Genomic DNA, 361 nt, shown 5'->3' with positions numbered 1-361 from the left:
GGTAGAGCAACGGTATCGTAAACCGTAGGTCGAGGGTTCGAATCCCCCAGTCGGCACTCGTTAGTAAAACATCTTCGCCGAAGGTGTTTTTTATTTTCGAGAGTCCCTGACATTAGGGATACAGGAAGTATTGACATTTATGTTAGTCTTCCGTAAAATAATGTCTTGTAAGTTAGAAATAACGCGTGTCGTGATGATGGCATTGAGGTCACACCTGTTCCCATACCGAACACAGAAGTTAAGCTCAATAGCGCCAAAAGTAGTTGGAGGATCGCTTCCTGCGAGGATAGGACGTCGCGATGCATATATTATTCCGAATTAGCTCAGTTGGTAGAGCACACGACTGTTAATCGTGTTGTCG

Annotated in this window: 1 rRNA gene; it reads left to right on the top strand. The window is 44.9% G+C overall.

Annotation, left to right across the window (positions count from 1 at the left end):
* Positions 1 to 186: 186 nt before the first annotated feature.
* Positions 187 to 303: ribosomal RNA gene (gene rrf / locus EST42_RS08765) — 5S ribosomal RNA — on the top strand.
* The last annotated feature ends 58 nt before the right edge of the window (positions 304 to 361 follow it).

Source organism: Weissella cibaria, assembly GCF_004521965.1.
Classification (GTDB): domain Bacteria; phylum Bacillota; class Bacilli; order Lactobacillales; family Lactobacillaceae; genus Weissella; species Weissella cibaria_A.
Note: the sequence above shows the minus strand (reverse complement) of the source record. Positions and strands in the feature narration are given on the sequence as shown.